The following is a 20,083-nucleotide window of genomic DNA, read 5'->3' on the forward strand; positions in this document are numbered from 1 at the left end:
ACTTGGTCTTTGGAACGGTTATCCGTTTTTTTTCGGGATGGGTTAATTTCATTGGGGTTTTGCTTGGTCGTAAAATTTACAAACGTAGCTCATCCCAAGTTTTTATCAAAATGCCCTGAGTAATTGCTTGTAAAGAATAAATGATAACTGGCTAAAGCAAGTAAAAAATATCAATAAGAAAAATGACGATGAACTAAATAATGAAGGTTCAACTGTTACAGGCCGGCTACAGCGCACTGCGCAACGCTTCCAACAAAGCATTCATATCTTCGGCGGTGTTGTATAGGTGGGGTGATACTCGAATCCCCTGCCCTCTTGCCGCTACAATCACTTTGCGGGTTTCCAGAGCCTGTTGTACTTTAATTACGTCGGTTCCGGAAGGCAATCGAATCCCTACCAGATGATGCGCCCGTTCGGCTTCGGGTTCAAAAGTCACGCCTAAAGCAGAGAGCTGCCGTACAGGCTCCTGCCAAAGCTCCCGACAATGGGCCTGGATGTGATCCCCCCCCCATTCCAATTTTTCCCGCAAGGCCACTTCCAGCATCGGAATTTGGATAAAATGCGAATGCTCACCTACATTATAGCGATAAGCTTTGGGACGGTATTGATTTTGGTATTCGGTCAATTTATAAAAAAGGTTGCTTTCCTCACGTGCCATCCACGTTTCTTCGAGCGGAGTGCCTCCATCGAAAAACTCACCAAAATAAGCCAGACCCATCGAATAAGGTCCCATCAGCCATTTATACGCCACACAAATCAACGCATCCGGGCGTACTTTTTGAATGTCAAACTCCAAAGCTCCTACCGACTGAGTACCATCAATGGCCAACAACGCGCCAAATTGCTTGGCGCGTTCTGAAATTTGTTCTAAGTCAAACCGAATCCCGTATTGCCAATGAACATGAGGCAATACTACCAAAGCGGTATCTTCACCGATAGCCTCTAAAATCCGCGCGTTCCATTCTTTTCCCACTTGCCTTGTTTCGGGCATCGTGACGGTTTTGATTTGCAGCGATAATTCTTCGCACACCCGCGTCCATGCATATACATCGCTCGGAAATTCATCCCCAATGACCAAAATATGCTGCCCCGCCTTCAAATTAGGTTTTCGATGAAGATTTCTCGCCACAATTGCCATTCCATAAGATACCGAAGGAATAACAGCAATACGCTCTTTGTCGGGACAATGAACCAATTGCCCAAACAACTCCCGAACTACCCAAGCCCGTTCAAAAAAATCATCGGGTCGGATCTGATGAATAGTAGGTGTAAAATGCTGAATGGCCGATATACCGGCTTGTTCTACAGCCTTGGAAAACGGCCCGCGCGTGGCACAATTGATAAAATGAACGCCTTCAGGAAGGCTAAAACGAGACGTGATGGACGAGACTGTCATGCTTATTAAAAAATATCAACCAAATAAAATACCTACCTACCAAGCAATTATAAATTTATTCTTAAAATTATTCATCAAAAACAAAATTTGGCACAGTGTTTGTTATTCACTTATTATAACTCATAAAAATAGTTGTTAAAAAATGGATACCATTTTAGGAGTTGGGTCACGAGTGCGTCATGCTGATTTTGGAGACGGGGTTGTTATCAATCTAAAATCCGTCAGTTATACGATTACGTTTGTTCAACACGGCACCAAAGTTATTAAATTAAACACACCCTTAGAAATTATTGAGGCGGTAGAGCTGGACACTGATTTTGTCAGTCTCTTTGATGTGGAACAATCCTTGACCAAAATCCTTCAAAAGTGGTTGGATGCAAGCGCAACCATTCCGTTGGGTGACAAATGGAAAGGAGGGAAAATCATTTTAAAGCCCGGGCGAAGTGATTTATCTTCTAAGGAGATGACCATTGATAGTTTTTTTCACAAAATTGTAATGACGCGCGACCGCCTTCGGGTGCTCGAACAACGCATCAACGCAAGTAAACTGGACGACGAAGAAAAAATAAATATACAGCAGTACATCACCAAAATCTACGGTTCGATGACCTCCTTCAACTTACTCTTCAAAAACAACGAAGATTATTTTGTGGGAGAAAAAAGTAGCGGTGAAGTTGCTTAGAAAAATCTTAAATCACGATTCTTCAAATGTGATTTGAATAAGGGGGGAAGTAAGCCGAAGGCGCGGGAGTCACTGACTTCCGCGCCTTTTATTATGAAATCCTATACTATAAGGTTGATGAATTGATAGTGATAAAAGCCTTATAGGATTAAGCTCGTGGGTGGTATTTTGTAACCACTTCCCGCAGATATTCGCGATCTAAATGGGTGTATATTTCTGTCGTAGTAATTGATTCATGACCCAGCATTTCCTGAACGGCTCGTAAATCGGCTCCCCCTTCTATCAGGTGGGTAGCAAACGAATGCCGAAACGTGTGGGGACTGACGGTCTTATGCAAGCCAATGATTGAAACCAAATCTTTTATCACTAAAAATACCATTACTCGCGTCAATTGCTTCCCGCGACGGTTGAGAAATACAAAATCTTCGTGACCTTTTTGAACCTCTACGTGGCTCCGAATATGTTCAACATAAAGCTGAGTCTGCCGGATAGCATCTGCTCCAATCGGCACGAGACGAGTTTTGCTTCCTTTGCCGATTACCCGCAAAAAACCGGCATCAAAATAACAATTAGTAATTTGCAAATTTACCAATTCGGACACCCGAAGCCCCGAACTATAGAGCACTTCCAGCATTGCACGGTTGCGCATTCCTTCCGGTTTTGAAAGATCATTGGCTTCCAATAACTGAATAATTTCAGGATAGGTCAACACGTCAGGCAAATGGCGCGATAAATGGGGAGATTCAATGAGTTGGGTAGGGTCTATAGTGAGGAGGTTTTCCAGAACCAGGTATTTAAAAAACGATTTTATCCCCGACAAAATCCGTGCTTGTGAGTAAGCTGCCAATCCTAAATCATGGAGATAGCCCAAAAATTCCAACACGTCAAATTCCGTAATTTCTATCAGTTCTTTCCCGCCCAGCAATTCGACATATTCCGCCAATTTAGCGGCATCCCGCACGTACGCTTCGACCGAATTATCGGCCAAACCGCGTTCTAATACTAAATAATCTTTAAACTGCTTGAGATAGGTTTCCCACATGGTAATTGGTGATTTCCGAAAGGCAAAAGTAGCAAATCCCTTTCCCGAAAGACAGACCTAAAAAACAAAAAGCTGCTCGAGAGTTCGAACAGCTTTCCGACGTTATCCACACCATTTCTATAAATCCAATTTTGTTTGAGATAAAATTGAATTCGGGGGTAAAATTAATTATAATTTTCCTAAAAAATATTAAAATTAGAATAAAAAGCGCAAAATTATTATTTAAACGCCTTTTATTCTTTTTGATACATACTAAAAGCCTTACATATCAAAAAGCTACCAATTAACGTTATCGCATAATAAATTGCTAATTTCGGGTTAGAAACTACCACCGCCACCAGTGCAATAAGGGTCAATCCTAAGGCACAAAAAGGGATAAAAGGATACCAAGGTGCATGGAAAGGACGCTTGAGTTGGGACTCTCGGCGGCGAAGTTGCAGCACACAAATACTACCAAATCCATAAAGTGTCAACGCTCCCAACACCGACAACACGATGATATCGGCTGCCGAATTGGAAAGCAGTACAATAATTCCGATGAACATATTGATTATTAAAGCATTGGCCGGTGTTTTAAGGCGGCTTTGAACCTGTCCCATCCATTTTGGGAAATGCCCCGCTCTCCCCATCTCAAAAGTAGCCCGGCCTGCCGCCATCAGTAAGCCGTGAAAAGAAGCTACTAAACCAAAAAGCCCCGCAATAATTACTGCAAAATAGAGCCCAGCAGACTCCCCCACAAGCCGGACCAGTGCCAAAGGCAAAGGAGAATCGGAGGTAGTACCATCGGTTTTGAAAACAACAGCTTCCCAACCAGCTACTCCTACTGCCCCCACAAACGTAAGCGCACAAAGAATAACCAGTGTAAGCATCGCCGAACCAAACCCCCAGGTAAGGTCGCGTTGCGGGTTTTGGCTCTCTTCCGCGGCATTTGCCAATCCTTCAATTCCCAGAAAAAACCAGATAGCAAAAGGGATAGCCGCCCACGCTCCCGCCCAGCCATTGGGCAACGCATTATGCCTTAAATTTTTCAGGGATATATCACTAAAAGTTATACCCGCAAATAAAATCAAACCGGCTACGGCGACAAATGTGATAAAAAACTCAAAAGTAGCAGCTAATTTTACCCCAATCGCATTGAGCAATGTGAAAAGCAGATACGCTCCTACGGCAGCGTAATTAGGAGGAAGTTCCGGAAAAAAAAGATTGACGTGAGCGCCAATTCCTACCGCAATGGCAGGAGGGGCCAACACAAACTCGACGACCTGCGCAATACCCGCAACAAACCCCCAATCTCGCCCCAAAGCACGCGAAGTATAGTCAAAAATCCCGCCCGCTTTGGGAATAGCACAAGCCAACTCAGCATATCCAAGTGTAAAACAAACGTACATGATCACCACCAAACCCGTAGCGGCTGCCATGCCCAGTGTACCTCCTTTTTCCAATCCAAAATTCCAACCAAAATACATTCCAGAAATGACGTATCCTACCCCAAGACCCCAAAGCAACGTAGGAGTAAGCGAAGGCTGTAAATGGCCGTTTGTTTGTGACATACTATAAAAAGTTATCGGGTTACGAAATTTCAGTTATTGAAAATTATACTTGAAATGAAGATACAGTGACCAGTACATCCAAGGCTATTAATACCAAAGCTGCCATGAGGAAGTAACGGTATTTATTACTCACTACGGCTACTTTACGGCTATCAATCAAGCGATTTTCCACTGAATTAATAGCGCTGACGACATCAGCAATGGCATTGGTTTGGTTATTGATTTCGAAATACTTTCCGTTAGTTGCCTTGGCTAACTCTCGTAAGTAGTTGCTGTTAAGTCGCGTCGTTACAATTTCTCCATTTTCATCTTTGACCCAGCTGCCGTTTTGGCGAATACGCCCCCCCCCATTGGTTCCCACTCCGACAATCATCAACTTCAAGTCAAACTGCCGAATAGACGTCAGCGTCTTTCGTTCACAGGTACCGAAATTTTCACCATCGGTAAAAAGTAAAATGATTTTAGACGTATTAACAGTCCGATTTTGAAGAAGTTTCTCTAAACTCAAGTCGAATGCGCTGCAAATATCCGTTCCCGGATTGCTGACCTGTCCCGTATTTAGTAATTGTGTAAAAAGTTCAAAAGCCCCCATGTCAAACGTGAGCGGCACTTGCAGAAACGAACTGCTTGAAAAAATAATGAGACCAAAACGATTTTCGTGCAAAGAGGCAATAAGTTGCTGCAATTCAAATTTGACTTTTTCGAGGCGAGAGGGTTGCACGTCGCCCGCATCCATGGATTTAGAAACATCTACCAAAACCATAATATCTTTCCCTTCGGCAATAATGTCTCTTTCAGGCTCACCAAAAAAGGGCCCCAGCAAAGCCACTATCATTAACGCAAAATAGGTAGTGCGCAGAAAAAACTTGATTACCACTGCCCGCGCCGTTGTACCAAGCGCTTTTGCCACCAAAACCGTTCGACCGATATAAAGTGTATAGAAGAGCAGAAAAATTCCGATAAAGATGTACTCAACGAGCGTGAGCTCATAATTAAAATTCATACCTGTTTGCTAAAATTCACTTCAAATAAACAAAAAATCCCCAAACTGTGAAAGGTGAACCGTAAACTGTCGACTAACTTTGCAGCATGGCAATCATTGGAACCGATATTTCATACGTAAAACAACTACTTCAGGCAGGACAGGTAGTGGGCATTCCGACCGAGACCGTTTATGGATTGGCAGGTAATGCTTTTGACGAAGACGCAGTGTTGAAAATTTTCACCGTCAAAAATCGTCCGCAATTTGACCCCCTCATCGTACACACAGATACGCTGTCTAAACTTACCTCCTTTATCGCTGATTTCCCTGAAAAAGCGCAAAAATTGGCAAAGGCTTTTTGGCCAGGGCCGCTTACGTTGCTATTGCCAAAATCAGATGAAATCTCGGACTTAGTAACTTCCGGCTTATCCACCGTGGCCGTGCGTATTCCCAATCATTCGCTTACTTTGGAATTGCTCTCGACGCTGGACTTTCCTTTGGCTGCTCCGAGTGCCAATCCGTTTGGATACATCAGCCCCACTTCAGCGCAACACGTTGAAAAGCAATTAGGTAAAAAAATTCCGTACATTCTGGATGGCGGCGAAAGTCAGGTTGGAATTGAATCAACCATTGTAGGTTTTGAGGGCGACGAAGCCGTTGTCTATCGTTTGGGCGGAACATCAGTTGAAGCCTTGGAAAAAATCATTGGCACAGTGAAACTTGTAGCACATTCCAGTTCCAATCCCAAAGCTCCTGGAATGTTAAAAAGCCACTATTCACCCCGTAAACCCTTATTTATAACCGACTTTGAGCAACTTTCAAAAAACTATTCAAAAGAGAAAATCGGCTATTTATCTTTCCAAATAGCCATTGAAAATGTATCGCTCGAAAATCAACGCATCTTATCACTTACGGGCAGCTATTCCGAAGCCGCCAAACATCTTTTTTCGTACATGCGGCAACTGGACAGCCTCCCGATAGACGTTATTTATGCCGAACTCCTGCCTGAAAAAGACTTGGGGCGCGCTATCAATGATCGTATCCGACGAGCAGCGGTGAGAGAGTAAAAAAAAGGCAAAGTAGAACTTCTTGTTGCACTAAAAAAATTCAAAAAGCAGGCGATTCTTAGTATAATTTCTACCACTAAAAACACAAACGAGGTTAAAGCAGTTATTTCTTTATGGAAACCATTGATTTTACCCAACCCGTAATTTTTGCCCAAACTGCTTTTTATCTATTTTTGGGGATTTTTGGGCGGTATGTTTTGATTGCGGCCCTGTTTCACTATCTGTTTAAAGTCAAGTACCAATCTTTTTTTCAAAATCGCGAAGTTAATCAACGCCCCCGCCGTCCAGCACAGCATTGGCGAGAAATTGGATTTTCGTTTGTTACTGCAATTATTTTTGCGCTGGCAGGTACGGGAATGGTAGTGGCGTGGCAGTTGGGCTATACGCGCATCTATCTGAATTTCAGTGATTATTCAGCCTTGTGGTTTTTAGGAAGTATTCTTCTCGTTTTGTTTTTACACGAAACCTACTATTACTGGCTTCACCGTTGGATGCATCACCCACGGGTCTATAAATGGGTACACAAAGCCCATCACGATAGCATTACCACTTCTGCCTGGACTTCCTTTTCTTTCCATCCCATGGAAAGTATCTTACAGGCAGTCGTTTTGCCCGCCTTAATGTTTGTTATTCCATTGCACTATATTGCCATCGGTATTATTTTACTGATAATGACCACAACGAGCGTCATCAACCACCTTAATACTGAATTGTATCCGCGCGATTTCCATCGGCATTGGTTTGGTAAATGGTGGATTGGAGCCACGCACCACAGCCTGCATCATTCGCAGTTCAAGTACAATTATGGCTTGTATTTTACTTTTTGGGACAAATGGATCGGTACCGAAAGCCCCGATTTTAAGAAGTTGTTCGAGAAAAAAACCAAAAAAGTGGAAAGCACAAAAAATGTCGAGGGCAAAGTGCAGAGTGTCGAATAAAGAAAACTCATTTGACATTTTGCACTTTGAACTCGACACTCTCATTACTCTTCCCAGCCAAACGAACGTTCAACAGCTTTTTGCCAGCCTTTGTAAAGTTTGGCGCGTTTCTCTTCTCCCATGGTGGGAGTCCATGTTTGCGCTATTCCCCAGTTTTGACGTAAGTCATCAAAATTTTGCCAATAACCCACCGCCAGTCCTGCCGCATAGGCCGCACCCAAAGCCGTCGTTTCGGTAACGGCCGGACATACAACAGGCACATTAAGCATATCAGCCTGAAATTGCATCAGCGTATGATTAGCCACCATTCCTCCATCCACTCGCAGTGATTTAAGCTTAATCGCCGCATCCTTTTCCATTGCATTCATCACATCCAGAGTCTGGTAAGCCGTTGCTTCCAAAACAGCCCGGGCGATGTGGTTTTTATTGACGTAACGCGTTAATCCTGCAATGACGCCACGCGCATCGGCTTTCCAATAAGGAGCATACAAGCCCGAAAAAGCAGGCACAATGTAGGCACCCCCATTGTCTTCCACCACTTTTGCCAAGATTTCTACCTCGCCACTGGTTTGAATCATTCCCAAATTATCGCGCAACCATTGTACTAACGCCCCGGCAATAGCCACACTGCCTTCCAAGGCGTAATTGACGGGTTGGTTTCCAAATTTATAAGCAACTGTCGTCAATAATCCCTGTGTGGAGGTTTTTAACTCAGTACCTGTGTTTAATAACATAAAGCAACCCGTTCCGTAGGTATTTTTGGCTTGGCCGGGCTCAAAACAGGTTTGTCCCACTAATGCCGCATGTTGGTCGCCCAAATCTCCAGCAATGGGAACATGGGGAAGTACATCCAGTACTACATTGCCATACACTTCACTGCTGCTTTTGATGGCAGGCAACATCAATTTGGGAATTTCAAACACTGACAGTAACTCATCGTCCCATTCGAGGGTTTGGAGATTCATCAATTGAGTACGACTGGCGTTGGTTACATCTGTGACGTGCACTCCACCGCTTGTTCCTCCCGTAAGATGCCAAATCAGGAAAGTATCCATATTGCCAAAGAGTGCGTCACCGCGTTCCGCATCTTCGCGCAATCCTGATACATTATCCAACAACCAACGGAGTTTTAAACCACTAAAATAAGTAGCCAAAGGCAAACCGGTTTTGGCCCGAAAACGGTCTTGGCCCCCGTCTTCGGCAAACTGATTGACCAAGTCGCCCGTACGAGTGTCTTGCCAAACGAGTGCATTGTAGTACGGTTTCCCCGTACGACGATTCCACACGGCTGTCGTTTCACGTTGGTTGGTAATTCCTACCGCAGCAATATCAGCCGCCGAAATAGAGGCATTGATACGTGCTTGAGCAATTACTTCAAGGGTATTTTTTCGAATTTCTTCCAAGTCATGTTCTACCCAACCCGGTTGTGGGTAAATCTGTTGGTGTTCTTTTTGCCCGACAGAAATTATAGTTCCCTGGCGATCAAAGATAATACAGCGGGTACTGGTGGTACCCTGGTCAATAGCGGCTACGTATTTTGACATTTGGTTAAAGGGTTTTTAAGCAATCAACTTATACAAACTTTCAACACCGAAATATATACTGGATAAAAGAGCCAAAGTTATCATACCATAAATACCTACTCTAAACAACAGTTTACTTCGAGGTTGTAAATAAGACAGTCCGGTGTAAAGTGCCGCCAACAAACTGAAGAAAGATTGTAAAAATAAACGCCCGTGAAAACACGACCAGGCCTCGTATTTATAGCCTGCTGCCAATACCAGCGCTATGCTCATCAGCAAAAGCCCTAACCAGGTAGCTTTTTCAATATTTTCTTTAAAATCAACTGTGTTTAGAGTAGTTAAGCGCGTTAAAAACCGAACGGATTGAATAGTCATTAACCCCAACCCCAGTAACATAAGGAACGTAGGAATCAGCGCTACTGCATAAATTAAGCTGCCAATGTATTTAAAACGCGTTTTTATGCCCAAGTTGAAGTCATTTTCGAGATCGGCAAATTTGTACCAAAAAGAAGCATACATAATCACGGGGTACACGTGTACTAACTTATTATCACCGTTGTAAATAGTGGGCGATTTCATTAACCGAGGCAAGTGAAAACCGTAAAAGCTTTTTGGACCAATGTACGTTTTCTGGTCATTTAGTGGAAAAATATCCATGTTATGAACCACGGGGCGGCCTTCGTAATACCAGTTTTCGGCAAATTTATAACCTCCTACTGCTGTCATAATTATCCCTGATATCATAAGCCGCATCAGCAGTTGCTTCCAACTGACTTTGAAATGTATTAACGTCAATGCAATGGCTCCAAAAACGATGGGAACAAAAGCTAAAAAAGTGCCTTTCGTCAAAAGGCCAAGGCCAAGTGCCAGCGCCAACCAACGTTCCCCTTTGGCAGATGGAATCTGAAAATAGCGCGACAACAACCAAAAACACCACGTTCCCAGCAAAAACGACAGGCTGTCGTTGGTCACGTATAAAGAAAACGTAATATAGGAATGCAGAAAAATCGCCAGCAAAAAACTTACATTGCGTGTCAGGAAATTTTTAAAATAATATTTTACCAACAGATACAAAACGTACAGGTTAAGGCAAGACAGAATAACCGATAATATCTGGGTTACTTTTTGGTTATACAGCTCATCGAAAGCATAGAAGGGTTGTGCCAAGAGATAATACAACGGAGGATGCATGGCACAGAAAATCTCTCGTGTGTGCGGCAATCGGTGCTGAGTTGCAATGAAATTAATGATTTCGCCGTGGGCATCCGCACCGAATGGAGAAATAAAAAAATACAAAACAACTCGCAATGCAATACCAAACCAAAGTAAGGAGAGAAGCGTTTTATCGCGCTCAAAAAACGAAATCAACATCTGACCAAAAGATAAAATACGCAATTCGTAAGTAGCCTGTTTAAAGGCACATCCCACTTATGGGGCAACAAAAGTAAAGATTAATGGGAGCTTTATTGCACTTTTTTCTTGCAAAACCCGTTATTTTGGGAGAATTTCGCAGGCTTTTTCCTATGTTCCACCAAATACACTTTTTATGCTTTTAAGGCACGATGAAAAGTTCTTACACAAACCTAATTGAGCAGACGTTTGAATTCCCAACGCTGGAGTTTAACGTCCAAAACGATGAGCTATCGTTTAACAATGTACCCCTTATGGACATTATTCGCCAGTATGGTACACCCCTCAAAATCACTTATTTACCTAAAATTGGCGAGCACATCAGCAACGCCAAACAACTGTTCAAAAACGCGTTTAAACGTTTCAATTACAAAGGTTCCTACACCTATTGCTATTGTACGAAATCGTCCCATTTTAGTTTTGTGCTGGAAGAAGCCCTAAAGCATAACATTCACATCGAAACTTCATCTGCATTTGATATTCCCATTATTCGGAATCTGCATACCGCCGGAAAAATCAACAAAAGCACGTATATTATCTGTAATGGCTACAAACTTCCTAATTATCAAAAAGCAATTACAGAATTGATCAACGAAGGTTTCAACGTGATGCCTGTCCTTGACAATCTACGTGAAATTGAATATTACGAGCAAAATACAACGGCCGATTCCATCAATTTTGCCATTCGGATTGCGACCGACGAAGAGCCTAATTTTGCCTTTTATACCTCCCGTTTGGGGGTAAGATACAGCGACATCAACGATCTGTACAAAGACAAAATTCAAAATAATCCGAAGTTTAAGCTAAAAATGCTTCACTTCTTTATCAATACAGGCATGAAAGATACGGCCTACTATTGGAGCGAATTGACTCGTTTTATGTTTAAATACTGTGAACTGAAAAAAATCTGCCCCGATCTTGATTCTATTGACATTGGCGGTGGGCTTCCAATTCAAACCTCTTTGCAGTTCAATTACGATTACCAGCAGATGATTGACGAAATCGTCGAAAACATCCAATGGATCTGTAACAAAAACAACGTTCCTGTTCCGCATCTTTTCACCGAATTTGGCAGCTACACTGTAGGAGAAAGCGGTGCAGTGATTTACCAAATCATTGACCAAAAACTCCAAAATGACAAGGAAATGTGGTACATGATTGACGGTTCTTTCATTACGCATTTGCCGGATTCGTGGGGAATGAATCAAAAGTACATCATGCTGGCTGTGAACAATTGGGACAATGCCTACCAAAAAGTAAACATTGGTGGCTTAACCTGCGATTCTCAGGACTTTTATAACACGGAAGCCCACAGCGCCGATTTGTACTTACCCATTTTTGAGTTGGAAAAAGAAGTACAATATGTAGGCTTTTTTCACACAGGTGCTTATCAGGAATCGCTGGGCGGTTATGGAGGTATTCAGCATTGCCTGATTCCTGCCCCACAACACGTTTTGGTAGACAGAGACGAAGAAGGCAATATTGTTACTCGTTTGTTTGCTAATCAGCAGGGAAGCGACAGTATGTTGCATATTTTGGGTTATGATCAGTATATAGCCCCTCAAAACGCCGAAGAAAGCCCAAACGGACAAGTCATTGATATTGAGGCTGAAGAGGAATTAGCGCATAGCTAACAATAAAAACGGCACGATTTTCGTAGTAAAAAAGTTATAACCTGCCCTAAGCAATACAAAAAATATTGCTTAGGGCATCAGTATCATCCAATAAACATGAAAAAAACAATTTCTTTCGCTTTGATTTTGGTAGTTTTAGCAGCATCAAGCTGCAATCGCAAAGGATACTGTCCTGCTTATGACAGTTCTGCCAAAGTCGAAAAAAAGGCGTAATCAGCCGCATTAACGATTCGATTCAAGCACCAACTGAGTAGCCGCCAAAAAGTTGGAAGCAAAGTTGTCGCCGGCCGACTCCTGAGGGTTATGGCTTAAATGAATGGTACGTACTCCCACCCGTTTGCCAGCTTGCATATCGCGTGGACGGTCGCCTACCATCCATGAATTTGTCGTGTCAATATCGTACTTAGCAATTGCTTTTTCAAGCATGAGTGATTCTGGTTTGCGCATCAACGAACGACTGTCATAATCGGGATGATGCGAACAGTAGTACAGGTCATCCAGTAAGTGACCGCATTGTTCCTGAAAATACCGATGGCACTTCCAGACTTCTTCTTTAGAATACAACCCTTTAGCAATACCCGCCTGATTGGTAACTACAATCAATAAGTACCCTGCATTTTTCATTTGCTGAAGTCCTTCGACCACACCATTGGGAATAATCATATCTTCGGGCTGAGACAAATAACCTTCAATATCCTGATTAAGTACTCCGTCCCGGTCTAAAAAAACACACTTTTGCTTCATAATTATAAGTATAGCATTAAAGTCCAGTAATAATACTATTTGATGATTTTTTAGTAAAAAATATAGTTAAAAATTAAAAAAAAATTTCAGACCAGTTCGTGATTATTCTTCAAAAGTTAGCAATTGTTTGGTTTTATTGAATAAAATTTCCCTTTTATTAAAAAATAGTTACACAAAAGTAGTAGATTTGCAGTATATTATTTGTTTGCCCGCTTTTTTATAAAATTAAACTTCACTCATGAAATTAGACCAGATAGACCGCAAGGTTTTGGATATTTTGCAATCGAATGCCAAAATCACTAATGCACAACTTTCGAAAGAAATTGGTCTTTCGCCTGCCCCCACCCTCGAACGTGTAAAAAAACTGGAACAGCACGGTATTATCCAAAGTTACCACGCACAGTTGGACCGAGAAAAAGTGGGTTTAGGTGTGACCACATTTATTCAGGTATCATTGGTAGGTCATAAAAAAGACGTGACTGATTCTTTTGTTAAACGAGTGAAAGAAATTCCTGAAATTATTGAATGTCACCACATTACAGGTTCAGGAGACTTTTTGTTGAAGGTTATTTCAAAAGACATTGCTTCGTATCAAAAATTACTCTTGGAGTGCATCAACGAAATTGAAGAAGTAGCCAATACACAAACGATGGTTATACTCTCTACCTTTAAAGAAAGTAAAGTATTACCGATTCCGTATTAATTCATAAACGCATTGATTCAATAAAAGCGCGGCCCCAAAGTCGCGCTTTTTGTGTTCATTCCACGTTGATTTTTGCCGTTTATCACGTTTTGTTTGAGGCTTGCCGCCAGGAACTTTAAATTGTCTTTCAAAAAATTGCATGACCTTTAAAGACTTCAACACGCTGCTTATCAGGCTATTTTTGGGCTACCTTTTTACCTCTTCGGGGCTCTGTAAATTAACGGACGGGCACTTTGGGCAACTTATCGGTCCTCCTTTACTCATCGCCCAACTTACTCCGCATGGCCTGCGTACTTTCGGCTTTTTTATTGCCATTTCGCAGGTCATGAGCGGCGCATTGGTCTTAACACAACGCTATTCGTTGGTCGGGCTTATTATGCTCGTTCCCATGAATTTAGGGATATTAATGGTTACCATTTCGCAAAATTGGCAGGGAACTCCTTATGTAGATGCGGTTTTTACTTTATTGAATCTGCTTGCCCTTTTGTATGAATGGAATACCTTAAAGTTCTTACTTTTCCCCGAAACTGCTGCCATTCAAATTCCGCCAAAAGTCAATCAGTTTTTTTCAAATACGTGGCTTGCCTTAGTCATAATCGGACTTTTTGGAATAGGGTGTTTTGTGAGTCGTTATAGCTACGCTCTTACAACTGCTTTGGCAACTCTCGCCTATCTTCTTGTTTACCTCAATGTGTTTCGCATTCAGTCGTTTATATGGCCATATCGCCTTGTTTTGGGGATGTCTTTAGCAGCAATAATCTCCGTTACTATTATTGGCTATTTATTAAAGCTAAATTGGCCATTCAGCCCAATGCTCCTTATGGGATTGCCCATCTTCGGTACATTCATTGCTTACCTCATTGCATTAGGTTGGTATAGTATCCGGCAATGGAAGTTAAAACAATAAATTGGATGAGTAACAAAAAAAGAATAGCCGCATTCTCCTCTGAAAATGTGGCTATTTTAATTGAGACATTATTCCTTAACTCATTCTCGCCAAGGCTTCCTGAATGGCCACAATTTTTGCTTCGGCATCGGCGAGTTTTTGACGTTCTTTGTCAACCACGTCCGCTTTAGCATTCTGTACAAAACGCTCGTTTGACAGCTTGGCTTCTACCGATTTTTTGAAGCCTAAGGTATATTCCAATTCTTTTTGAAGGTTTTCGATTTCAGCTTCTACGTCGAGTTCGCCTGCCAAATTCACAAAAAACTCATCCGCTTTTACTAAAAACGACATTCCGTCGGCTTTGTCGGAAGTGTAGGTGATTTCGGATATATTGGCCAACTTTGCCAAGAGTCCCTCAAACTTCTGATATAAGCCTTGGTTATCGGTTTTGATAGCCAAGGGCAAAGCAGTTTTAGGGCTTATATTCTTCGTACTGCGTAGGTTACGAATGTTTGTAACAACCTCAAAGAAAATTTCAACATCCGCCAACAGAGCCGTATCTACAGCCCCGGATTTCGGAAATTCTGCCACACAAAGACTTTCTTTTTCTCCTCTTTCGCGAATATCCTGCCAAATTTCTTCGGTAATAAACGGCATGAAAGGATGGGTAAGCGCCATCAATTTTTCAAAGAAATCAATGGTTGCCTCAAAGGTAGCTCTGTCGATGGGTTGACCATATTCGGGTTTAATCATTTCCAAATACTGCGAACAGAAATCATCCCAAATCAATTTATAGACTACATTCAACGCATCCGAAAGGCGATATTTGCCAAACAAATCAAGAACTTCAGCAATCGTTTGATTCAATTTCGCATCAAACCATTTTACTGCCAGACGCTCCTGTGAATGTCCTGTATCTACGACGGTCCAACCTTTTACCAAACGGAAAGCATTCCATACTTTGTTACAGAAATTACGGCCCTGTTCACACAGTTTTTCGTCAAAAAGCAAATCGTTTCCTGCCGGCGAACTGAACAACATTCCTGTTCTTACACCATCAGCGCCGTATTGGTCAATCAGAGCTAATGGGTCAGGAGAATTCCCCAATGATTTCGACATTTTACGGCCTTTAGGGTCGCGTACGATACCCGTCAGATACACATTGCGGAAAGGTAATTCACCTCTAAACTCGTAGCCCGCAATAATCATCCGCATTACCCAGAAAAACAAAATTTCGGGAGCCGTCACCAAGTCATTTGTAGGATAATAGTAATTAATATCCTCGTTATTAGGGTCTTTAATACCATCAAACACCGAAATAGGCCATAGCCACGAGCTAAACCACGTATCTACCACGTCGGGGTCTTGAGTAAGATCGGCTTCAGTAAGGGCAAAAAGTTGAAGTTCATGCTGTGCTTTGCGTAGTGCTTCGCGTTTGGTTTTAGCCACAATCACCGTTCCGTCTGACAGGTAATAAGCAGGAATTTGTTGTCCCCACCACAACTGACGACTGATGTTCCAATCGCGAATATTCTCAATCCAAATCCGATACGTATTTTTAAACTTTGCAGGATGAAGCTGAATATTGTCGTTCATCACGTTTTCGAGCGCAGGTTTGCAAAGCTCTTTCATGCTTACAAACCATTGCAATGACAAGCGCGGCTCAATCACCGCATTGGTCCGTTCCGAATGACCAACGTTACTTTTATAATCTTCAACTTTTTCCAAATTGCCCGATTCTTCGAGCATTTTGATGATCTTCTTACGGGCAACAAAACGGTCTTCGCCAATCAAAATGCGGGCTTTTTCGTTCAGTTTCCCGTCTTCCGTCAGAATATCAATGATTTCCAATTTGTGCTTTATGCCCAAATCGTAGTCATTTTGGTCGTGGGCAGGGGTTACTTTCAAAGCACCCGTTCCAAAATCCATCGTTACGTATTCGTCCGTAATAATTGGAATCTCACGGTTAATGAGGGGAATCAATGCTTTTTTACCATGTAAATGGATATAGCGTTCATCCTCAGGGTGCACACAGATTGCCGAATCGGCCATGATGGTCTCGGGACGAACCGTGGCAATCATAATTGACTCATCCGAACCTACAATTGGATACTTGAGGTAACACAGTTTGGTCATTACTTCTTTGGTAATCACCTCCTCGTCCGAAACTGTGGTTTTGGCTTGCGGGTCCCAGTTGACCATGCGATGGCCACGGTAAATGTACCCTTTGTTATAAAGGTCTATAAACGTGTCAATGACAGCATCGTACAGAGAAGGTTCCATCGTAAAACGCGTCCGATCCCAATCGCAGGAAGCTCCCAACTTGCGCAATTGCTGAAGAATAATACCGCCGTATTTGTCGGTCCATTCCCAAGCGTATTTATAAAATTCTTCCCGGGTAAGGTCGCTTTTCTGAATGCCTTGTTCTTTGAGCATCGCTACTACCTTGGCTTCGGTTGCAATCGAAGCGTGGTCGGTACCGGGTACCCAACAGGCTTCTTTACCTTCCATACGCGCTTTGCGGACGAGTACATCCTGAATGGTATTGTTGAGCATGTGGCCCATGTGCAGCACGCCCGTTACGTTAGGCGGTGGAATGACCACGGTATAAGGCTCTTTTTCAGGATTTGGCTTGGAATTGAAATAGCGATTTTCAATCCAATAACTGTACCATTTGTCTTCAATTTCACGCGGATTGTAGGTCTTCGAAATCATAAATCAGTCAATAAGTCAATTGTCCACGTTCCATAGTTTGACCGTGAACTGTTAAAAAATGTGTGCAAAGATAGGGAAAAGGACTTGAAAAGCCCTTTGCAGTTTGTGTTTGGCCTTTATTATAGGTTCTTACTCATTTCCAGCATCCGATCCACCGATTCATACGCTTTAAGGCGAATGTCTTCGGGAACCGTGATTTCGGGTTGTTCGTACAAAAGAGCGTTATAGAGTTTTTCGACCGTATTCATTTTCATGTACGGGCATTCACTACAGGCACAGGTGTTGTTTTCGGTGGCAGGCGCCGGAATGATTTTCTTGCCTGTACCAGCAGCAGCCTGTTTCATTTTGTGCAAAATCCCCGCTTCAGTAGCTACGATGAACTCGTCGTTGGGGCTTTCGTTTACAAATTTCAAAATGGCCGTTGTGGAACCTACAAAATCGGCTTGAAGCAAAATATTGTCTTTGCATTCAGGGTGAGCTACGAGTAGCGCATTCGGGTATTTTTCGCGTAAAGCCTTCAATTTGGCTTCCGAAATATCTACGTGTACAATACAGGCGCCATCCCACAATACCATGTCTCGGCCCGTTTTCTTAGCTACATAACGCCCCAAATTGGCGTCAGGAGCAAAGATGATTTTTTGGCCTTTCGGCAATTGCTCAACAATCTTCACGGCATTGGAGGACGTCACAATGATATCTGACAACGCTTTGATTTCTGCCGAGCAGTTGATGTAAGAAAGCACCAAATGGTCAGGATATTGGGCTTTAAAAGCCGCAAACTTATCGGCCGGTGCAGAGTCTGCCAGGGAACATCCGGCATTCAGGTCAGGAATAACCACCTTTTTCTCGGGGCTCAGAATTTTGGCCGTTTCACCCATAAAATGCACACCGCAAAACACAATCATGTCGGCAGGAGTACTGGCAGCTTGCTGCGAAAGTCCAAGACTGTCGCCAATGTAATCAGCCAAGTCCTGAATAGCACCGTCTACGTAATAGTGTGCTAAGATAACGGCATTTTTTTCTTTCCGAAGGCGGTTTATTTCCGCTATCAAATCTACATTCGGGGCTACGGTTTCGCGCATGTAGCCATATTTTTTTACTTGTTCGAGAATTTCCATTTTATCAGATATTTGGCCCAAACTTACACAATTTGTTTTTGGATTTTAAGCAGATTTTTTGGATTTTAGGTTAGTAGTCCTAACTTAATGACTACTTTGCCATGAGTTCAACAAAATCCACTCTATAAAAATGCCTTGGGCAAAATACATTTCAGTCGTACTGGCAAGCATGTTAAAGTTCGTTGCCGGGCCTTTAGCGGGTATCGCGCTAAGTCTAAATTGGTGGGAAACGGCCGTGTGTACCGTCGTGGGAATGATGCTCGGTGTAGTAATTTTCGTATTTCTGGGAACGGCTATTCAGCAATTAATCAGTCGTTATCGCAAAAAAAAGCCGCGCCTTTTCAGCAAACGGACTCGATTGGCGGTACGAGTTTGGAAAAAAGCGGGTATGACCGGCATTGCTATTCTTACCCCTTTGCTTTTTACGCCCATTGGGGGCACTCTGATTGCCGTATCTTTTAAAGTACCGCGCCACTCCATTATCTCTCAAATGCTCCTTTGGGGAGTTATTTGGGGAATTATCATTACGATAACCGTCTATCAGTTTCGTGATTTATTTTAAAAGAAAAGATTCTTTCCGAAGTATACCCTGACTGACGGTTTAAAACCGTCAGTCAGGGTATACTCAAACAAAAGAGGTTTGCAATCCAGTAGTAATTGGATTGAGTTTTTGAAAGTTTGTATTTATCAAAGACTCTAATTTGTCTTTGTAGTTGCGAATATTGGCAAAAAAGACTCTAATTCGTTCTTTGAATATGTTTGGGTCAGGTGTGTAGTTCGATTTAATTATTTCTTTTTTTATAAATTTCCAAAGGCGTTCTATGGGATTCAAATTAGGCGAATATGGGGGTAGGAAATGCATTTCAATGCGTGAATTTAGTAGGAACTCGGTTACTAATTTAGACCGATAATAGCGAGCATTATCAACATAAATCGGACCGCCGAAGCGGATGGATTGTTTTCTTTTACGGATAGGCTGCTTCTATACATTTAAGCCATACTATTGTGCTGACAGCATCAATGGTGTCGCATTCGTGATAAACTATTTCAGTAGGGTTGGCTGGATTGATAGCGCCATTTATATTGATGCGTACCCTGCCAGTATTAGAGAGGACTTCTTTTTCTTTTCCCTTCTCAATCCATGCGTATGTAGACTCGGTATTATGGCGTGGGTGTAGACCATCCCCAAAAAGAATAATCTCATTATCAGGCAGATTACGTTCTATTTCTCTAAACTCCTTGATAAAGACCTCTTGCTTTTCTAGGTTGGCTTTAGAGGCAACAAGTTTAGTCTTCTTGTATACAAAGCCCAGTCGATGAAGTAAGGCTATGACACTATCAGACTTATACACTAGGCCAAAGGTTATATTTATGTAGGACAAAACTTGAAGAGAGCTATGACAGATATTTGCTTCAACGTAACTCTTTACTGCTTGTAATTGCGCTTCCGTTAGCTTGCCCACACAAGGCTTGTAATGTCGCTCTAAATACGTATCAAAGTTTTTTGAAGCAATATATTGATGATAATGCCGATTTACTGTTGATGAATGAATACCTAAGTTCTCAGAAATTTGTTAGTGAATATTGACAAAATTATTTTATAATAACTCGCGAGACATTATCCTCCTTATGGATTACGATAAAATACGACTCAAACCAGCCAAATTTGTGGCCTTGACCTCTTTACATGAGG

Annotated in this window: 18 protein-coding genes; 7 read left to right on the plus strand and 11 right to left on the minus strand. The window is 42.3% G+C overall.

The features are described from left to right. Nucleotides 1-226: 226 nt before the first annotated feature. Entirely contained in the window at nucleotides 227-1,396 is a 1,170-nt protein-coding gene (locus tag Q0081_RS16915) for an aminotransferase class V-fold PLP-dependent enzyme (protein ID WP_298355641.1), read from the minus strand. 142 nt (nucleotides 1,397-1,538) lie between these two features. Between Q0081_RS16915 and Q0081_RS16920 the strand changes: the two genes are divergently transcribed. Beyond that, entirely contained in the window at nucleotides 1,539-2,078 is a 540-nt protein-coding gene (locus tag Q0081_RS16920; protein ID WP_298355644.1) for a hypothetical protein, read from the plus strand. Nucleotides 2,079-2,226: 148 nt separating this feature from the next. Here Q0081_RS16920 and xerD read toward each other — a convergent pair whose 3' ends face one another. From xerD to Q0081_RS16935, 3 genes are all read right to left on the minus strand, one after another. Next, nucleotides 2,227-3,120, minus strand: coding sequence for a site-specific tyrosine recombinase XerD (xerD, locus tag Q0081_RS16925; RefSeq protein WP_298355647.1), 894 nt, complete (start codon nucleotides 3,118-3,120; stop codon nucleotides 2,227-2,229). Between the two features lie 233 nt (nucleotides 3,121-3,353). Then, complete coding sequence (eat, locus tag Q0081_RS16930) at nucleotides 3,354-4,670, minus strand: ethanolamine permease (protein ID WP_298355650.1); 1,317 nt, start codon at nucleotides 4,668-4,670, stop codon at nucleotides 3,354-3,356. A 43-nt stretch (nucleotides 4,671-4,713) separates the two neighbouring features. After that, nucleotides 4,714-5,673: a VWA domain-containing protein gene (locus Q0081_RS16935; RefSeq protein ID WP_298355653.1), complete on the minus strand. Its 960-nt coding sequence runs from the start codon at nucleotides 5,671-5,673 to the stop codon at nucleotides 4,714-4,716. 86 nt (nucleotides 5,674-5,759) lie between these two features. Between Q0081_RS16935 and Q0081_RS16940 the strand changes: the two genes are divergently transcribed. Together Q0081_RS16940 and Q0081_RS16945 are read left to right on the plus strand one after the other, a co-directional pair. Continuing rightward, nucleotides 5,760-6,719, plus strand: a complete 960-nt coding sequence (locus Q0081_RS16940; RefSeq protein WP_298355655.1) for an L-threonylcarbamoyladenylate synthase — start codon at nucleotides 5,760-5,762, stop codon at nucleotides 6,717-6,719. A 113-nt stretch (nucleotides 6,720-6,832) separates the two neighbouring features. Beyond that, on the plus strand, nucleotides 6,833-7,657 hold the full coding sequence (locus tag Q0081_RS16945; protein ID WP_298355658.1) for a sterol desaturase family protein: 825 nt from the start codon (nucleotides 6,833-6,835) through the stop codon (nucleotides 7,655-7,657). A 44-nt stretch (nucleotides 7,658-7,701) separates the two neighbouring features. Here the strand turns inward: Q0081_RS16945 and glpK are convergent, their stop codons facing one another. Both glpK and Q0081_RS16955 read right to left on the minus strand, forming a co-directional pair. Next, on the minus strand, nucleotides 7,702-9,201 hold the full coding sequence (gene glpK / locus Q0081_RS16950; protein WP_298355661.1) for a glycerol kinase GlpK: 1,500 nt from the start codon (nucleotides 9,199-9,201) through the stop codon (nucleotides 7,702-7,704). Nucleotides 9,202-9,216: 15 nt separating this feature from the next. Beyond that, complete coding sequence (locus tag Q0081_RS16955) at nucleotides 9,217-10,575, minus strand: glycosyltransferase family 39 protein (RefSeq protein WP_298355664.1); 1,359 nt, start codon at nucleotides 10,573-10,575, stop codon at nucleotides 9,217-9,219. Between the two features lie 167 nt (nucleotides 10,576-10,742). Between Q0081_RS16955 and Q0081_RS16960 the strand changes: the two genes are divergently transcribed. Next, complete coding sequence (locus Q0081_RS16960; protein WP_298355667.1) at nucleotides 10,743-12,224, plus strand: arginine decarboxylase; 1,482 nt, start codon at nucleotides 10,743-10,745, stop codon at nucleotides 12,222-12,224. 222 nt (nucleotides 12,225-12,446) lie between these two features. On the opposite strand, the gene Q0081_RS16965 is transcribed toward Q0081_RS16960, so the two are convergent. Further along, nucleotides 12,447-12,968, minus strand: a complete 522-nt coding sequence (locus tag Q0081_RS16965; protein WP_298355670.1) for an HAD family hydrolase — start codon at nucleotides 12,966-12,968, stop codon at nucleotides 12,447-12,449. Between the two features lie 238 nt (nucleotides 12,969-13,206). On the opposite strand from Q0081_RS16965, the gene Q0081_RS16970 reads away from it, so the two are divergent. Both Q0081_RS16970 and Q0081_RS16975 read left to right on the plus strand, forming a co-directional pair. Next, complete coding sequence (locus Q0081_RS16970) at nucleotides 13,207-13,671, plus strand: Lrp/AsnC family transcriptional regulator (protein ID WP_298355674.1); 465 nt, start codon at nucleotides 13,207-13,209, stop codon at nucleotides 13,669-13,671. A 139-nt stretch (nucleotides 13,672-13,810) separates the two neighbouring features. Then, the gene (locus Q0081_RS16975; RefSeq protein WP_298355677.1) at nucleotides 13,811-14,578 is read left to right on the plus strand and encodes a hypothetical protein; all 768 of its coding nucleotides are present in this window, start codon (nucleotides 13,811-13,813) and stop codon (nucleotides 14,576-14,578) included. A gap of 75 nt (nucleotides 14,579-14,653) precedes the next feature. On the opposite strand, the gene Q0081_RS16980 is transcribed toward Q0081_RS16975, so the two are convergent. After that, on the minus strand, nucleotides 14,654-17,272 hold the full coding sequence (locus Q0081_RS16980; protein ID WP_298355680.1) for a valine--tRNA ligase: 2,619 nt from the start codon (nucleotides 17,270-17,272) through the stop codon (nucleotides 14,654-14,656). A gap of 119 nt (nucleotides 17,273-17,391) precedes the next feature. Further along, the gene (gene nadA, locus Q0081_RS16985) at nucleotides 17,392-18,390 is read right to left on the minus strand and encodes a quinolinate synthase NadA (protein WP_298355683.1); all 999 of its coding nucleotides are present in this window, start codon (nucleotides 18,388-18,390) and stop codon (nucleotides 17,392-17,394) included. 130 nt (nucleotides 18,391-18,520) lie between these two features. Between nadA and Q0081_RS16990 the strand changes: the two genes are divergently transcribed. Beyond that, nucleotides 18,521-18,952, plus strand: coding sequence for a hypothetical protein (locus Q0081_RS16990; protein ID WP_298355686.1), 432 nt, complete (start codon nucleotides 18,521-18,523; stop codon nucleotides 18,950-18,952). Nucleotides 18,953-19,015: 63 nt separating this feature from the next. Here Q0081_RS16990 and Q0081_RS31915 read toward each other — a convergent pair whose 3' ends face one another. Continuing rightward, nucleotides 19,016-19,363: a transposase gene (locus tag Q0081_RS31915; RefSeq protein ID WP_409034075.1), complete on the minus strand. Its 348-nt coding sequence runs from the start codon at nucleotides 19,361-19,363 to the stop codon at nucleotides 19,016-19,018. Next, on the minus strand, nucleotides 19,356-19,853 hold the full coding sequence (locus Q0081_RS16995) for a winged helix-turn-helix domain-containing protein (RefSeq protein ID WP_298355689.1): 498 nt from the start codon (nucleotides 19,851-19,853) through the stop codon (nucleotides 19,356-19,358). Before Q0081_RS16995 ends, Q0081_RS31915 begins: the two co-directional genes overlap by 8 nt. Nucleotides 19,854-20,083 lie beyond the last annotated feature (230 nt).

Origin of the sequence: Runella sp. (assembly GCF_027484545.1) — a bacterium.
Lineage (GTDB): Bacteria > Bacteroidota > Bacteroidia > Cytophagales > Spirosomataceae > Runella.

Coding starts and splice junctions, on each gene's coding strand:
- Q0081_RS16915 (WP_298355641.1), bottom strand. CDS start 1,396: ATGACAGTCTCGTCCATCACGTCTCGTTTTAGCCTTCCTGAAGGCGTT.
- Q0081_RS16920 (WP_298355644.1), top strand. CDS start 1,539: ATGGATACCATTTTAGGAGTTGGGTCACGAGTGCGTCATGCTGATTTT.
- xerD (WP_298355647.1), bottom strand. CDS start 3,120: ATGTGGGAAACCTATCTCAAGCAGTTTAAAGATTATTTAGTATTAGAA.
- eat (WP_298355650.1), bottom strand. CDS start 4,670: ATGTCACAAACAAACGGCCATTTACAGCCTTCGCTTACTCCTACGTTG.
- Q0081_RS16935 (WP_298355653.1), bottom strand. CDS start 5,673: ATGAATTTTAATTATGAGCTCACGCTCGTTGAGTACATCTTTATCGGA.
- Q0081_RS16940 (WP_298355655.1), top strand. CDS start 5,760: ATGGCAATCATTGGAACCGATATTTCATACGTAAAACAACTACTTCAG.
- Q0081_RS16945 (WP_298355658.1), top strand. CDS start 6,833: ATGGAAACCATTGATTTTACCCAACCCGTAATTTTTGCCCAAACTGCT.
- glpK (WP_298355661.1), bottom strand. CDS start 9,201: ATGTCAAAATACGTAGCCGCTATTGACCAGGGTACCACCAGTACCCGC.
- Q0081_RS16960 (WP_298355667.1), top strand. CDS start 10,743: ATGAAAAGTTCTTACACAAACCTAATTGAGCAGACGTTTGAATTCCCA.
- Q0081_RS16965 (WP_298355670.1), bottom strand. CDS start 12,968: ATGAAGCAAAAGTGTGTTTTTTTAGACCGGGACGGAGTACTTAATCAG.
- Q0081_RS16970 (WP_298355674.1), top strand. CDS start 13,207: ATGAAATTAGACCAGATAGACCGCAAGGTTTTGGATATTTTGCAATCG.
- Q0081_RS16975 (WP_298355677.1), top strand. CDS start 13,811: ATGACCTTTAAAGACTTCAACACGCTGCTTATCAGGCTATTTTTGGGC.
- Q0081_RS16980 (WP_298355680.1), bottom strand. CDS start 17,272: ATGATTTCGAAGACCTACAATCCGCGTGAAATTGAAGACAAATGGTAC.
- nadA (WP_298355683.1), bottom strand. CDS start 18,390: ATGGAAATTCTCGAACAAGTAAAAAAATATGGCTACATGCGCGAAACC.
- Q0081_RS16990 (WP_298355686.1), top strand. CDS start 18,521: ATGCCTTGGGCAAAATACATTTCAGTCGTACTGGCAAGCATGTTAAAG.